We start from the raw sequence: 15210 nt of genomic DNA on the forward strand, positions 1-15210 counted from the left end.
ATTTTAGGAGTCCGTACAACATAAAAAGAGACCGTCACGGTCTCGGAAACTTTCTTGCGGATCAATGACAAGGCGATCATAGAAAGGTAACAAATTATAAAAAGCCGCAAATAACATAGCAATAATTTCTTCTTTCATTTTTTGAATAAGAACGATCCCAAAACGCGATTTAATGTATATACCCGGCCAAGGTTTTTTGTCAGCATTCATTTTTAAAATCATACTGTTATTTACGTTGCCTTCCTGCCAAACGGTGCCAGGCTTAAAATAACCCATGATAAAAGGAGGTCATGATGGCTTCGATTTACACGCTGACGCTCTCCCCTTCCCTCGACTCTGCGACCATGACGCCGCAAATCTATCCGGAAGGTAAGCTGCGCTGTAGCGCGCCGGTGTTTGAGCCGGGCGGCGGCGGCATTAACGTGGCGCGCGCAATTACCCATCTCGGCGGAAAAGCAACCGCCATCTTCCCCGCTGGCGGCGCCACGGGTGAGCATCTGGTTGCGTTGCTGGCAGATGAACAGGTTGCCGTAGATACCGTTGACGCCAGAGACTGGACCCGGCAAAACCTGCATGTCCATGTTGAATCCAGCGGCGAGCAATATCGTTTTGTGATGCCAGGGGCGAAGTTGAGCGATGATGAGTTTCGTCAACTGGAAGAGAAAGTGCTGACCATTGAAAGCGGCTCATTGCTGGTGATCAGCGGTAGCCTGCCGCCGGGCGTCAAAACAGAAAAGCTGACGGCACTGGTTCAGGCGGTGCTCCAGCGCGGCATCCGCTGCATTGTCGATAGCTCAGGCGATGCCCTGAAGGCGGCGTTAGAGCCCGGACAACTTGAACTTGTCAAACCTAACCAGAAAGAGCTCAGTGCGCTTGTCAATCGCGAGCTCAACCAGCCTGATGACGTGCGTACTGCCGCAGAAGAGCTGGTACGCACGGGCAAAGCGCATCGCGTTGTAGTCTCTCTCGGTCCTCAGGGTGCGCTGGCCGTCGACAAGACGGGCTGCGTGCAGGTTGTTCCACCGCCGATGAAAAGTCAGAGTACCGTGGGTGCCGGTGACAGTATGGTTGGCGCGATGGTGCTGAAGCTGGCGCAGGGCGCTTCGCTTCTGGAGATGGCACGCTATGGCGTCGCGGCAGGGAGCGCTGCCACCATCAATCAGGGAACCCGTCTGTGTTCGCTTGCGGATACTCAGAAAATTGTCGATTACCTGGCGAGAAGCTGAACGTGCTTCCCCTTCCCGTGGAGGGGGAAGTCGCCAAATATGGCTTATCGACTATGCTAAGAAAACTTTCAGGATAACAACGAGGTGAATTATGAGCAGTGGTGATATCACCCGCTACGTCGTAACCGTCAATATTCATGAAGCATCGCTGACCGAACTGAATGAACTCAACAACGCTTTCACGCGGGCGAATTTTCTGCTCACGCTGACGGACGATGAGGGCAATATTCACGATCTCGGCTCGCTGGCCTTTGGCCTGATAAGCCCGCTGAGTCAGGAGGAGGTGAAGGCGATGGCCAGTAGCCTGGTGGAAAGCGTGACTGACAAAGCCACGGAAATTGATGTGGATAGCTGGGAAAACTGGCATAAAAAAGAACAATAAGTGCCCTGTACAAAATTAAACCGCTCAGTTGTGCGTTAGTTCCTGTTTTTTTATAGCCGTTTTGCGCTAACTTTATGATCTGGCAGACAACATGGGAGAGACATCATGTGGCAGGCTATCAGTCATCTTTTAAGTGAGCAACTGGGTGAAGGTGAAATTGAACTGCGTAACGAACTGCCAGGCGGAGAGATCCATGCCGCATGGCATTTACGTTACGCCGGGCGCGATCTCTTCGTAAAATGTGATGAGCGCGAATTGCTCCCCATTTTTACGGCCGAAGCCGATCAGCTTGAGTTGTTATCGCGCAGTAAAACAGTCAACGTTCCACAGGTTTTAGCCGTTGGCAGCGATCGTGACTACAGCTTTCTGGTGATGAACTATCTTCCGGCGCGCCCTCTGGATGCGCACAACGCCTTTATTCTCGGCCAACAGATCGCCCGTTTGCACCAGTGGAGCGATCAACCTCAGTTTGGGCTCGATTTCGATAACGACCTCTCTACCACCCCACAGCCAAACGCGTGGCAACGCCGCTGGTCGACTTTTTTCGCCGAGCAGCGCATAGGCTGGCAGCTGGAGCTGGCCGCTGAAAAGGGACTAGCGTTCGGCAACATCGACGCGATTGTTGAACACATTCAGCAGCGTCTGGCTTCGCATCAGCCTCAGGCTTCCCTTCTGCACGGTGATTTATGGTCGAACAACTGCGCGCTTGGGCCTGATGGTCCCTATATATTTGACCCGGCCTGCTACTGGGGCGACAGAGAATGTGACCTGGCGATGCTGCCGTTGCACCCTGAACAGCCGCCGCAAATTTATGATGGCTATCAGTCTGTCTCGCCGTTACCTGCGGGTTTCCTTGAACGTCAGCCGGTTTATCAGCTGTACACCTTGCTAAACCGGGCGATTTTGTTTGGCGGGAGTCATCTGGTGAATGCCCAGCGGGCGCTGGATCGTATCCTGGCGGCATAGCGGGAGGGGGCGGCAATACGCCCCCTTTGACATTACAGGAAGCCGAGCAGCGTAAAGAAGAAATACCCGGCCACAATGATAATAACCGGCAGGATATAGAGCGGGAAAAACTGCACAAAAATGGTATGACGCGGAACGACAATGCGCGATTCGATCTGCTCGCGGCTCATCCCGTCAGGGCCTTTCGCCTTCTCAAGTATCAGCTGATCTTCCACCCCTTCGCGTAAAAAGCGGGTCTGGCGACTCATGCGCGCGCCGGAGGCTTGCAACGCCATCGCGATAAAGATCAACGCATAGATTATCCAGAACCCGACATTCAGCTGGTGGTGAAAATCCGGGGTGGGCGAGTTGAACCAGAAGACGTTCAGGAATGGGGTGTTAAACCGCATCATCTCAATCATGACGTGGGCAAAATCGAGCATGACGGCATTAATGCCCGGCTGTTTTTCGCTGTGATCGTACATAAATTTAAGTACGGAGATCAGCGTTGAAATCAGGGCGGGAATGAAAATAACCCAACCAGCAATACGTTTTAAGACTGCGATGCGTCCAGCTTGTTGATACGTCATTAGTTCCTCTTCATAAAGACGCGTTATTTGTGCCTAAGTCTACCTGCTGTCGGTCATTTTCGCCCGATCTTTGAATGCAATATGCTAAATTGCTTGTGCTTAGCACCGTTCGTCTTACCCCCAAGATAAGGAGATGTTGTAATGTCGACACCGCGCCAGATACTTGCCGCTATTTTTGACATGGATGGATTGTTGATTGATTCCGAACCCCTGTGGGATCGGGCTGAACTGGACGTGATGGCCAGCCTCGGCGTCGATATCAGTCGTCGTAATGAGCTTCCCGATACCCTGGGGCTGCGCATCGATATGGTGGTTGACCTTTGGTATGCCCACCAGCCATGGGTTGGCCCGGATCGCGACGAAGTTACGGCGCGCATTATCAACCGTGCTATCTCCCTTGTTGAAGAGAATAAGCCTCTGTTACCGGGCGTACGCGACGCTATCGCCCTGTGCAAGGCGCAAGGGCTGAAAGTGGGGCTTGCCTCTGCCTCACCTCTGCATATGCTGGAAAAAGTGCTGACGATGTTCGGGCTGCGCGACAGCTTCGACGCGCTGGCCTCGGCCGAAAAGCTTCCTTACAGCAAGCCACATCCGCAGGTGTATATGGACTGCGCCGCGAAACTGGGGCTGGATCCGCTTACCTGTGTGGCGCTGGAAGATTCGGTTAACGGCATGGTGGCGTCCAAAGCCGCACGTATGCGCTCCATCGTTGTGCCGGCTGAAGAAGGCCGACACGATCCCCGCTTTGCCCTCGCGGATGTCAGGCTGACGTCTCTTGAAGAATTGACTGCCCGCCATCTGCGCGGAGAGTAACGCTCTTTCAGGCAGCTTCGGCTGCCTGTATCACAAAATCAAAACAACGTTTTACTTTATTTGCTTTTCTCATTCCAGACTCCTATCCTTACGTGCAGAATGACAATAACCTGACTTCTGAGGCGCGTATGATACTGGATGCTTTTACTCTGGCAGGAAAAGTGGCGATGGTGACCGGGTGCGATACCGGTCTGGGGCAAGGCATGGCCATTGCCCTCGCCCAGGCAGGATGCGATATCGTGGGGGTAAACCGCAAGGTTCCTGACGAAACGGCAGCGCGCGTCACGGCGCTGGGACGGCGCTTTATCGCAATTCGCGCCGATCTCGGCAAGCATGAGAGTATTCAGAGCGTCGTGGATACCGCCATCACAGAGATGGGCCGCATCGATATTCTGGTTAACAATGCCGGCACCATTCGTCGGTGCGATGCGCTGGAATTTAGCGAGAAGGACTGGGACGAGGTCATCGATCTCAATCTGAAATCGGTCTTTTTCCTCTCTCAGGCAGTAGCGAAACAGTTTATCGTGCAGGGTCAGGGCGGCAAGATTATTAACATTGCCTCCATGCTCTCCTTCCAGGGCGGCATTCGGGTGCCGTCCTATACGGCTTCGAAAAGCGGCGTCCTCGGGCTCACCCGCCTGCTGGCAAACGAATGGGCGCCGCTAGGTATTAACGTGAACGCTATCGCGCCGGGTTATATGGCGACAAATAACACCCAACAACTTCGCGATGATGAGCAGCGCAGCCAGGCGATCCTCGACCGTATTCCGGCGGGCCGCTGGGGACTTCCGGAGGATTTACAGGGTCCGGTGGTGTTTCTGGCCTCGGCGGCGTCGGATTACGTTAACGGCCATACCCTTGCCGTAGACGGTGGCTGGCTGGCGCGCTAACCGCCGGTTTGTGACAAAGAGTTACACCGTCACCTCTTTCACACACTGTATAAAAACCCTATACTGTATGGATTGACAGTTTACCGGGTTTTATCATGACGGCGGAAGGCCACCTGCTTTTTTCACTTGCCTGTGCAGTGTTTGCTAAAAACGCTGAACTGACCCCTGTGCTGGCCCAGGGGGACTGGTGGCATATTGTCCCTTCTGCCGTGCTGACCTGCCTGCTGCCGGACATCGACCATCCAAAATCATTCCTTGGTCAGCGGCTGAAGTGGATTTCAAAACCCATCGCCAGAGCCTTTGGTCATCGCGGGTTTACCCACAGCCTACTGGCCGTATTTGGCCTGCTTACACTCTTCTATTTGAAGGTTCCCGAGAGTTGGATAGTCCCGGCGGATGCCATTCAGGGCATGGTGCTCGGCTACTTAAGCCATATCCTCGCCGATATGCTGACGCCAGCGGGCGTTCCGCTGCTCTGGCCCTGCCGCTGGCGTTTCCGCCTGCCAATCCTCGTGCCGCAAAAAGGCAACCAGCTGGAGCGCGTTCTGTGCATGGCGCTGTTTGCCTATGCCGTCTGGATGCCGCAGACATTGCCCGAAAATGGTGCAGTGCGCTGGTCATCGCAGATGATCAACTCGCTGCAATTTCAGTTCAATCGTTTTATTAATCACCAGATTGAACATTAAACCGACAATATAATCACTTTTGTCATAAACCATTCCATATGGATATAAGCGCTACATCACACTTCTGATAACCTTGCGCCAACAGGTTCGGTAAAAACCGACCGTATAATAAATCAGGAGAACGGGGATGAATTTTCCACTCATCGCGAACATTGTTGTGTTCGTCGTATTGCTATTGCTTCTCGCCCAGGCTCGCCACAAACAGTGGAGCCTGGCGAAAAAGGTACTGGTTGGTCTGGTCATGGGCGTGGTGTTTGGCCTGGCCTTACACGCTATTTACGGCTCCGACAGCCCGGTACTGAAAGATTCCATTCAGTGGTTCAACATTGTCGGTAACGGCTATGTACAGCTGCTGCAAATGATCGTTATGCCGCTGGTATTCGCCTCAATTCTGAGCGCCGTAGCCCGCCTGCATAATGCTTCTCAACTGGGTAAAATCAGTTTCCTGACCATTGGCACCCTGCTCTTCACCACGCTGATTGCGGCGCTGGTGGGTGTGCTGGTTACCAATCTGTTTGGCCTGACTGCTGAAGGTCTGGTGCAGGGTAGCGCTGAAACCGCGCGTCTGACGGCGATTGAGACCAACTACGTGGGTAAAGTGGCCGATCTGACCGTTCCGCAAATGGTGCTCTCCTTCATTCCGAAAAACCCGTTTGCTGACCTGACCGGTGCAAGCCCAACCTCCATTATCAGCGTAGTGATCTTCGCTGCGTTCCTGGGCGTGGCTGCGCTGAAGCTGCTGAAGGACGATGCGCCGAAAGGCGAGCGGGTTCTGACTGCCATCGATACCCTGCAAAGCTGGGTAATGAAGCTGGTGCGTCTGGTCATGCAGCTGACGCCGTACGGTGTCCTGGCGCTGATGACCAAAGTCGTGGCAGGTTCTAACCTGCAAGACATCATCAAGCTTGGCAGCTTTGTGATTGCCTCGTACCTCGGTCTGGGCATCATGTTTGTTGTGCACGGCATCCTGCTGGCGGTGAACGGCGTTGGCCCGCTGAAATATTTCCGCAAAGTCTGGCCGGTGCTGACCTTCGCCTTCACCAGCCGTTCCAGCGCGGCATCGATTCCGCTGAACGTGGAAGCACAGACACGTCGTCTGGGCGTACCCGAGTCTATCGCCAGCTTCTCGGCCTCCTTTGGCGCCACCATCGGGCAGAACGGCTGTGCGGGTCTCTACCCGGCGATGCTGGCCGTGATGGTTGCCCCAACCGTGGGTATTAACCCGCTGGATCCGGTCTGGATTGCGACGCTGGTCGGTATCGTGACCATTAGCTCCGCCGGTGTTGCGGGCGTGGGCGGCGGCGCGACCTTCGCTGCGCTGATCGTTCTGCCTGCGCTGGGGCTGCCGGTAACGCTGGTTGCCCTGCTGATCTCTGTTGAACCACTGATCGATATGGGTCGTACCGCGTTGAACGTGAGTGGTTCAATGACCGCCGGTACCCTGACCAGCCAGTGGCTGAAGCAGACCGACAAAACGATTCTCGACAGTGAAGATGATGCCGAACTGGCACATCGTTAATCACTGCTGAAATAAAAAAACCGCCATCGGGCGGTTTTTTTATGGCTGTTATTCTTCAACCTCTTCATCCTGGCGGGTCTGCATTGCCCATCGCTGCGCCGATTCCGGCACCGTAAACGCAGGGGAGCGACGGAAGTGCTCGCCAATCAGCACGAAGGCAACGTATTTACCCCGCAGCATCCAGACATCGCGAAAACCATCCACCTTCAGGGCATGGTCTGGCGGCGCGGGCTCAACGCGGGGTACATAGCTAATAACCTGGCGGTTTTGTTGACGAAGAGGTTTCATAAGCGACGGGTTCACTAAAGCAAATTCTTAAAGCAGGAAATTTCTATCATAGCCGATTCTCCCCCCGCCCGTCGCGCCTGACGTATCGCAGATGGCTCCTTTCGCTAATCAATATCTGAAAACGCTTAGTTCGCCTGCTAATTCTTAACATTGTTCTATCCTTAATAGGGTTTTTAGGAATGAACAAAGGAGAAGCGTGCAATGTCGAACAATGATAAACCACATCAGTCACCCATTCATGGGACTGAAGAATCTCAACCGGGAATGGACTCACTTGCCCCAGCCGACGGCTCACACAAACCATCACCGGATCCTTCCGCACCGGGTGAACAGCCTACCGCCCCGGGCAGCATGAAAGCCCCGGAAACGGAAAACGAAAAGCTGAAATCGCTCGATCCTCACCGCAAGGGCGGTGAAGGCCATGCGCTGACCACGAACCAGGGCGTTCGCATTGCCGATGATCAGAACTCCCTGCGCGCCGGAACGCGCGGCCCGACGCTGCTGGAAGATTTCATCCTGCGCGAAAAAATCACCCATTTCGACCATGAGCGTATCCCTGAGCGTATCGTCCACGCTCGCGGCTCCGCGGCGCACGGCTATTTCCAGCCGTACAAGAGCCTGAAGGAGCTCACCAAAGCAGATTTCCTTTCCGATCCGAACAAAATCACACCGGTGTTTGTGCGTTTCTCTACCGTACAGGGCGGCGCGGGTTCGGCCGACACGGTGCGTGATATCCGCGGCTTCGCCACCAAATTCTATACCGAAGAGGGCATTTTCGACCTCGTCGGGAATAACACCCCGGTTTTCTTCATACAGGACGCGCATAAGTTCCCTGACTTTGTCCATGCGGTAAAACCAGAACCACACTGGGCCATACCGCAGGGACAAAGTGCGCATGACACATTCTGGGACTACGTCTCCCTGCAACCGGAAACCCTTCACAACGTGATGTGGGCGATGTCTGACCGGGGGATCCCGCGCAGCTATCGCACCATGGAAGGCTTTGGTATTCATACCTTCCGTCTGATTAACGCTGAAGGTAAAGCGACGTTTGTGCGTTTCCACTGGAAACCGGTCGCAGGGAAAGCGTCGCTGGTGTGGGATGAAGCGCAGAAGCTGACCGGACGCGATCCGGACTTCCACCGTCGCGAACTGTGGGAATCCATTGAAGCCGGTGATTTCCCGGAATACGAGCTGGGGTTACAGCTGATCCCGGAAGAAGACGAGTTCAAATTCGACTTCGACCTGCTCGACCCGACCAAGCTTATTCCTGAAGAGTTGGTGCCGGTTCAGCTGGTGGGTAAAATGGTGCTTAACCGCAACCCGGATAACTTCTTCGCGGAAAATGAGCAGGCAGCGTTCCACCCGGGCCATATTGTGCCGGGGCTGGACTTCACCAACGATCCGCTGCTGCAGGGTCGTCTGTTCTCTTACACCGATACGCAGATCAGCCGTCTTGGTGGACCTAACTTCCATGAGCTCCCAATCAACCGTCCGACCTGTCCGTACCATAACTTCCAGCGTGACGGGATGCATCGCCAGGATATCGATACCAACCTGGCGAACTACGAGCCGAACTCCATTAACGATAACTGGCCGCGTGAAACCCCGCCGGGGCCAAAACGTGGCGGATTCGAGTCGTATCAGGAGCGCGTGGACGGAACAAAAATTCGCGAGCGCAGCCCGTCATTCGGCGAATATTACGCTCAGCCTCGCCTGTTCTGGAACAGCCAGACCCCGATCGAACAGCAGCACATTATCGGCGGCTTCAGCTTCGAGCTGAGCAAAGTGGTGCGTACCTACATTCGCGAGCGCGTGGTCGACCATCTGGCGCATATTGATATCCAGCTTGCTCAGGGCGTGGCGAATAATCTCGGCATTACGCTGACTGACGAGCAATGCCATGCTGCACCGCCTAAAGACGTGAACGGGCTTAAGAAGGATCCGTCCCTGAGCCTGTACGCGGTACCTGGCGGGACGATCAAAGGCCGCGTAGTGGCTATCCTGCTGAACGATAAACCGCGCGCCAGCGACGTGCTGGGGATCATGAGGGCGCTCAAGACTCAGGGCGTACACGCCAAACTGCTTTACTCACGCATGGGTGAAGTGACGGCCGATGATGGCTCCGTCCTGCCGATTGCCGCGACCTTTGCCGGGGCACCGTCCCTGACGGTTGATGCGGTGATTATGCCGTGCGGCGACGTTGAGAGTTTGCTCGGTAACGGTGATGCCGCCTATTATCTGCTGGAAGCCTATAAGCACCTGAAGCCAATCGCCCTCGCAGGCGATGCGCGGAAGTTTAAATCGCTGCTGAAGGTACCGGATCAAGGGGAAGAAGGCATTGTCGAAGGTGATAACATTGACGATGCGTTTATGACCCGGCTGTTTGACCTGCTCGCCGCGCACCGCGTGTGGTCGCGCAGCAGCAAGATTGACCAGATACCGGCGTAAAAAAAACCGGGTGGCGCTACGCTTACCCGGCCTATATTTCGACTGATGTTGTAGGCCCGGTAAGGCGAAGCCGTCCCCGGGCTTTATTTTGCTCACAAATCCCTGAACGTCCCCAGACGATACCCACGCTCGGCAATCGCATACTTCAACGACGCTGACGTTAGCACGTCCAGTTCTGCCAGACGCGGCCAGCAGTAGGCGCTCTTACGTACGATGTTATCGACAAACGCCGGATGCGCCATTACCTCAAGCGAGCGCTCCCCTTTTGCGGCGGAGGCATCCAGCACCTTCAGGAACAGCGCTTCGTCGATATCGTCGCCATAAAATGCGCTGCTGAACCCCTCCGTTGACGTCACCGCAACGTCCGGCAGTCCGCGCACCTCCCGATCCACGCGCATCGCCACGCCTTTACGTTGGGCAAATTCTGCCACAAGCGGGAAAATCGCCGGGATCATATGCACATGATGATGACTGTCGATATGGGTGGGCTCGCGGCCAAACACATCCACAAAGCGGTTAAACTGGCAGTCCAGCTCGCGGGCAATCTCATCAAGCGACAAAGCGTCCTGCTCCGCCATTTCCCAAATCCATTTACCCAGTTGCCCGTCGCGCGTCAGCCCCGGCATCGGTGAAAGGGGCAACCCAAGCGTCAGCACAAAGTGCATGCCCACGCCCAGTTCGGGCAGCTCACGGCATAACTGCGCCGCATGTTCCACCGCCTCACCGTTGATGAGCGCTGTTGTAGAGGTCACGACGCCCCGGCGACAGGCTTCGATAATGCCGTAGTTCTGCCCTTTTGACAGGCCGAAATCATCGGCATTGACGATCAGCAGGTTTTCCATCGCGCCTCCTCTTAACGGTGTGTGAGTTTCAGTTTCTCAACCGTTGCAGCAAAGTTTGGCAGCCATTTCTCATGCGCCAGGATCATCTCACTCGCGAGTTTTTCAGCGTCACGGTCAGAATGCACCAGCGGGCTCAGGTTCAGCGCCAGCAGCACGTCATTCAGCTCGCCGCTCAGGGCCGCATTGCTCGCCGCCACTTCAAAGCCTTTGATGGTATGAATCAGGCCCATCACCTTATCGTCGAAGTGGGTAATGCGGGGATGCGGTTTTGCACCCTCGCGCCCAAGGATGCAGGTCATCTCCACGGCCCAGTCTGCCGGGATATTGTCGATGTGCCCATGATGCGGAACGTTCACATAGTGCTCGGCCTGCTTGTCATTGTAAATGGCGTTGATCACTTCACACGCGGCATCTGAATAGTATGCCCCACCGCGCTGCTCAAGCTCTTTCGGTTTGACGTTCAGGTTCGGATCTTTATACAAATCAAAAAGCTGCTTCTCTACTTTCTGCACAACCTGAGCGCGTGCGCCACCTTTGTAGTATTCGCCCATTTCAATCGCCAGCATCTCTTTCTGCTTGAAGTAGTAAAGCAGATACGAGCACGGCAGCAGATTCAGGGAGCGGATCAGCCCTTCGCTGAACGGCAGATCGAAGATGTTTTTCACCGAGGCCGCGGTCAGGCGACCAGAGGCAACGCCATCAAGCAGTTCCGCAAAGCGCGATTGCCCGTTCACAATCACATCTTTGATAAAGACCATGTGGTTCAGGCCGAACAGGTCAATGGACAATTCATCGTTATCGGTTAGCGCCAGCACATCGCGGATGAACATCTTCATGCCGATCGGAATATTGCAGACGCCGATAAAGCGTTTGAAACCGGTGTGACGATAGACTGCCTCGGTGACCATCCCGGCCGGGTTGGTAAAGTTAATCACCCACGCGTTCGGGCAGATCTCTTCCACGTCTTTAATGATGTCAAAAATGACCGGAATAGTACGCAGACCTTTAAACAGGCCACCAGCCCCGTTGGTTTCCTGGCCCAGATAACCGTGGCTCAGCGGAATACGCTCGTCCAGCTCACGCGCCTTCAGCTGGCCGACGCGCAGCTGGGTGGTCACGAAGTCAGCATCTTTCAGCGCCAGGCGGCGATCCAGCGTTTTATGCACGGTTAAAGGCACGCCCGCTTTTTCAACCATGCGTTTGCACAGTTCAAAAATAATATTTAGCTTCTCCTGACCTTCTTCAACATCCACCAGCCATAATTCGCTGACCGGTAATTCATGATAACGTTTCAGGAAACCTTCAAGTAATTCCGGGGTATAGCTGCTTCCGCCACCAATGGTTACGACTTTTAATTTCTTTTGCATAAACTCTCCCTTAGCTTATCAGGGTAATCGCCTGCAAGGTATAGCGTACTCTTCCCGCTATTTGGGCAAGCCATTACGTCAATATTCCTGGCGGATAAACCGCCGAAAGTTAATTAATTACCGTTAAATTTTTGCGGTAACTGTTCGGTGTGAATGAAGTCATTTTCTTAAAGGTTTTAATAAACAGGCTGGGGCTGCTGTAACCCGATTCGTAAGCGATATCGGTGACAGAGTAGTTAGTAATTTCCAGCTGTTTTTTGGCAAAATTGATGCGGATTTCATTAATAATTTGAACAGGCGTTTTACGGTAATAGCGCTGCGTGGCGCGCGTTAAATATTCCTGCGATTTACCCGACAGCGCCACCATGTTTTCCAGGGCGTTATCGCTGAACTGTCCTTTGTCGTGCATCAGCTCCACGGTACTGCGCAGCCACTGAGGAATATCATCCACCACCTGCTGTTCTTCACGGTGATGGCGAAGACGGTTCATGACGTAGAACGTCACGGTTTCAATAAATTCATCAAATTCATTGTCGCGGAAATTCAGCGAGGCGATAACCGTTTCAATCCAGGTCATAAACTCATTTTTAACGCGATACACCTGTGACGCCACAAAGCAGAACGGAACCAGCGGCAGATAGTGCTTCTCGAAGAAACGTCTGCTCACCCCTACGTTAAGAATGCGCGTCGCACCAAACTCATAAAAGCTCTGGTGATAGGACCCCATCGGCAGGAAGACGAAATCGCCACGCTCAAGCACGACGCGCTTACCGTTAATCTCCTGATAGTAGCGGCCGGTCAGAACAATCGTGAACTCGTAGTAGTCATGCTGGTGCAGACCGCTGGCGCTCTCCGTTTTGTTGTAAATCACCACGTGAAAATTCTTGCCATTAAACAGCTGCTGCTCATGTGCGGTTTTGATTTCCATCGTGCTGACCTCCTGGTGCCTGTTCAGACTTACTGCATCTTCTCGTGAAGCTCGATGAGCTCCGCTACCATCTCGCGCGCCAGCATGGAGGTCATCAGGTGATCCTGCGCATGTACCAGCACCAGACTCACTTTCATCTTTCCTTCGCCCTGGTCGCTTTCGATGAGTTTCGTCTGCACCAGATGCGCTTCGTTTAACGCCGTACGGGACTGCTCCATCATGGTTTTCGCGGCAACAAAATCGCCCTGCTTAGCCTGCTTAAGCGCCGCATACGCCAGGCTTCGCGCCTGCCCGGAATTGATGATGAGCCCCATCACCACCTCTTCCAGATCGTTCACTGCGGTTTCTTCGGCAACGATACTCTCTAAATCTAACATCTTTAAGCTCCTTTACGCTGGCGCGGGTTGCCCCGCGCCGTGCAATTTTAGAATTTCAGTGCGAGGGCGATATCCTCCTCGCTCTCTTCTTCATCGATAACCGTTGCAGCCTTGTTCGCAATCGCCACGAACGGCATGTAGAGCAGGGTTGCAATCCCGAGGTTGAATATCGCCAGCAGGAAGGCGGCCACGCTACCGTTGGTGTTGAAGAACGCGCCCAGACCAGCTGGCATCGTCCACGGCGCAATGTTGGTCACCGGCGGGATAATGCCCAGGTAATACGCCGTCAGCGTAATCGCGGCCAGCAGCGGCTGAACCAGGATGAATGGAATGAACATCACCGGGTTCATGATAATTGGCAGACCAAACAGGATCGGCTCGTTAATCTGGAAGATGCCTGACGGCAGGGCCAGCTTCGCAACCTGACGATGGTCGGCGCGGCGAGAGACAATAAAGACCGCGATGATCAGACCCAGCGTCGCCCCGGTACCGCCCAGGAAGATATAGGAGTCAAGCATCGGCTTCGCCCACACATGGAAGGTTTTACCGGCCGCCAGCGCCGCATCGACGGAGCCGTACTGCTGGTAAAGCGCGACGTTTTCCAGTGCCCACGGGGTCATAATACCGCTGTCCAGCGCCGCCAGTGCCAGTGAACCATGCACGCCGAAGAACCACAGCAGGGAGGTAAAGATGACATACGCCCAACCGACCACGCTACCCATCGACGCCAGCGGCGTTGAGATAGAGTCCATAATGATCTGGTGGAAGTTAGTCCCCCAGTGAGAGAGCGCCCAGGCAATAATCCCCATGATGGAGAGAATAATGAAGCCCGGTATCAACGCGGAAAATGAACGAGAAACGGAGGCCGGAACGCTATCCGGCAAGCGGATAACCCAGTTGCGGCGAATAATAAAGGTGAACATTTCGGCCACCACCAGTCCGATAATAATACCGGAAATGATGTTTGCCCCACCCAGCCAGTTGGCGCCCACGGCGTAAGCGTCGCCCACGCTGTACGGCGTGACGGTCATAAACGCGGCAATGGACAGTAATCCTGCCGCCAGCGGATCCACCTTACGCTCTTCCGCCAGCGCCATTCCAATAAAGAAAGGCGCCATTAGCGACATAATACCCAACGTACCGTTGTATACGTTGCCGCCAATGGCTTTTAAACCATTAAGGGTTTCAATAGTGGAAGCATCTAACCTAATTCCTAATGAATAAAAAAAGGAACCTTCTCCAAAGCTGAGAAAAACGTTGTTAATTAAAACGAACATTGCCCCGGCTAATGTCAACGGCATTAATTTAATAAAGCCGTTCTTAATGGCATTAACGTGAGGCTGCTTTCCTATTTTAACAGCAAAAGGAAGGAGTACCTTTTCAAGTGAAGCGATGACTTTACTCATAGGAAAATACCCTTAAATGCCGCAACGACCGTTACGGCGTATTGTGTGTGAAATAACTCTTTGACGGGAAAAATAAAAAATTAATTAGCAGCTTTTTTAATCGCCGCAACAGCAGCTTTTAATACACCTAAACCATCAATCTTGCCGTATAAAACGGAATCGATCACTTCGACCGGCTTATTAGGGAGCAAACGTTGAATTTCTGGCAGCATATAAGCGATTTGCGGCCCGAGTAAAATTACATCTGCTGTCTGACCCTTTTCGCCCGCCAGCGTTTCCGGAAACGCCTCAATCACCACAGGGACTTCATATTTTTCGGCCTGCGCGCGCATTTTTGAAACCAGCAGCGAAGTGGACATGCCCGCAGAGCAGAACAAGTAGATATGTTTCTTTTCCATGATAATTTCCCTCTTATTGGTCTGACCGCCGTCGCGCTATCACTCGACTCGCTATCCTGGCTGACGGGCAGTGTGCTGAACATTGTTTGTCGTTGAAGTGAG

Annotated in this window: 17 protein-coding genes; 8 read left to right on the forward strand and 9 right to left on the reverse strand. The window is 53.8% G+C overall.

Features of this window, described 5'->3' with window-relative positions; translation table 11 throughout:
• Window positions 1–3 precede the first annotated feature (3 nt).
• Window positions 4–276, reverse strand: coding sequence for a hypothetical protein (locus L350_RS15440; RefSeq protein WP_032624395.1), 273 nt, complete (start codon window positions 274–276; stop codon window positions 4–6).
• A gap of 17 nt (window positions 277–293) precedes the next feature.
• Between L350_RS15440 and pfkB the strand changes: the two genes are divergently transcribed.
• The 3 genes from pfkB to L350_RS15425 all read left to right on the forward strand — a co-directional run bounded on the left by pfkB (window position 294) and on the right by L350_RS15425 (window position 2574).
• Window positions 294–1226, forward strand: a complete 933-nt coding sequence (gene pfkB, locus L350_RS15435) for a 6-phosphofructokinase II (RefSeq protein WP_022647831.1) — start codon at window positions 294–296, stop codon at window positions 1224–1226.
• A 91-nt stretch (window positions 1227–1317) separates the two neighbouring features.
• Window positions 1318–1608: a type V toxin-antitoxin system endoribonuclease antitoxin GhoS gene (ghoS, locus tag L350_RS15430; RefSeq protein ID WP_032624396.1), complete on the forward strand. Its 291-nt coding sequence runs from the start codon at window positions 1318–1320 to the stop codon at window positions 1606–1608.
• 105 nt (window positions 1609–1713) lie between these two features.
• Entirely contained in the window at window positions 1714–2574 is an 861-nt protein-coding gene (locus L350_RS15425; protein ID WP_022647830.1) for a fructosamine kinase family protein, read from the forward strand.
• 32 nt (window positions 2575–2606) lie between these two features.
• Here L350_RS15425 and L350_RS15420 read toward each other — a convergent pair whose 3' ends face one another.
• Entirely contained in the window at window positions 2607–3143 is a 537-nt protein-coding gene (locus L350_RS15420; RefSeq protein ID WP_015570741.1) for a YniB family protein, read from the reverse strand.
• A 141-nt stretch (window positions 3144–3284) separates the two neighbouring features.
• On the opposite strand from L350_RS15420, the gene hxpB reads away from it, so the two are divergent.
• From hxpB to tcyP, 4 genes are all read left to right on the forward strand, one after another.
• Window positions 3285–3956, forward strand: a complete 672-nt coding sequence (gene hxpB / locus L350_RS15415) for a hexitol phosphatase HxpB (protein WP_022647828.1) — start codon at window positions 3285–3287, stop codon at window positions 3954–3956.
• 128 nt (window positions 3957–4084) lie between these two features.
• Complete coding sequence (gene kduD, locus L350_RS15410; RefSeq protein ID WP_022647827.1) at window positions 4085–4846, forward strand: 2-dehydro-3-deoxy-D-gluconate 5-dehydrogenase KduD; 762 nt, start codon at window positions 4085–4087, stop codon at window positions 4844–4846.
• Window positions 4847–4941: 95 nt separating this feature from the next.
• Window positions 4942–5532 carry a metal-dependent hydrolase gene (locus tag L350_RS15405; RefSeq protein ID WP_015570742.1) on the forward strand — a complete coding sequence of 197 codons (591 nt, stop codon included), beginning with the start codon at window positions 4942–4944 and terminating at the stop codon, window positions 5530–5532.
• A 127-nt stretch (window positions 5533–5659) separates the two neighbouring features.
• Complete coding sequence (tcyP, locus tag L350_RS15400) at window positions 5660–7051, forward strand: cystine/sulfocysteine:cation symporter (RefSeq protein WP_022647826.1); 1392 nt, start codon at window positions 5660–5662, stop codon at window positions 7049–7051.
• 48 nt (window positions 7052–7099) lie between these two features.
• Here tcyP and cedA read toward each other — a convergent pair whose 3' ends face one another.
• Entirely contained in the window at window positions 7100–7339 is a 240-nt protein-coding gene (gene cedA, locus L350_RS15395) for a cell division activator CedA (protein ID WP_022647825.1), read from the reverse strand.
• 201 nt (window positions 7340–7540) lie between these two features.
• Here cedA and katE point away from each other — a divergent pair, with 201 nt between their 5' ends.
• Entirely contained in the window at window positions 7541–9790 is a 2250-nt protein-coding gene (gene katE, locus L350_RS15390; protein ID WP_032624397.1) for a catalase HPII, read from the forward strand.
• A 92-nt stretch (window positions 9791–9882) separates the two neighbouring features.
• Here katE and chbG read toward each other — a convergent pair whose 3' ends face one another.
• From chbG to chbB, 6 genes are all read right to left on the reverse strand, one after another.
• On the reverse strand, window positions 9883–10632 hold the full coding sequence (chbG, locus tag L350_RS15385; protein WP_023305960.1) for a chitin disaccharide deacetylase: 750 nt from the start codon (window positions 10630–10632) through the stop codon (window positions 9883–9885).
• Window positions 10633–10643: 11 nt separating this feature from the next.
• On the reverse strand, window positions 10644–11999 hold the full coding sequence (locus L350_RS15380; RefSeq protein ID WP_022647822.1) for a 6-phospho-beta-glucosidase: 1356 nt from the start codon (window positions 11997–11999) through the stop codon (window positions 10644–10646).
• Window positions 12000–12108: 109 nt separating this feature from the next.
• Window positions 12109–12954: a transcriptional regulator ChbR gene (gene chbR / locus L350_RS15375; protein WP_258462648.1), complete on the reverse strand. Its 846-nt coding sequence runs from the start codon at window positions 12952–12954 to the stop codon at window positions 12109–12111.
• 2 nt (window positions 12955–12956) lie between these two features.
• Window positions 12957–13304 carry a PTS N,N'-diacetylchitobiose transporter subunit IIA gene (chbA, locus tag L350_RS15370; protein WP_022647820.1) on the reverse strand — a complete coding sequence of 116 codons (348 nt, stop codon included), beginning with the start codon at window positions 13302–13304 and terminating at the stop codon, window positions 12957–12959.
• Between the two features lie 47 nt (window positions 13305–13351).
• The gene (chbC, locus tag L350_RS15365; RefSeq protein ID WP_017384664.1) at window positions 13352–14710 is read right to left on the reverse strand and encodes a PTS N,N'-diacetylchitobiose transporter subunit IIC; all 1359 of its coding nucleotides are present in this window, start codon (window positions 14708–14710) and stop codon (window positions 13352–13354) included.
• An 80-nt stretch (window positions 14711–14790) separates the two neighbouring features.
• The gene (gene chbB, locus L350_RS15360; RefSeq protein WP_225303350.1) at window positions 14791–15114 is read right to left on the reverse strand and encodes a PTS N,N'-diacetylchitobiose transporter subunit IIB; all 324 of its coding nucleotides are present in this window, start codon (window positions 15112–15114) and stop codon (window positions 14791–14793) included.
• Between the last annotated feature and the right edge of the window lie 96 nt (window positions 15115–15210).

It is taken from the genome of Enterobacter sp. MGH 4 (genome assembly GCF_000534735.1).
In the GTDB taxonomy this organism is placed as follows: domain Bacteria; phylum Pseudomonadota; class Gammaproteobacteria; order Enterobacterales; family Enterobacteriaceae; genus Enterobacter; species Enterobacter intestinihominis.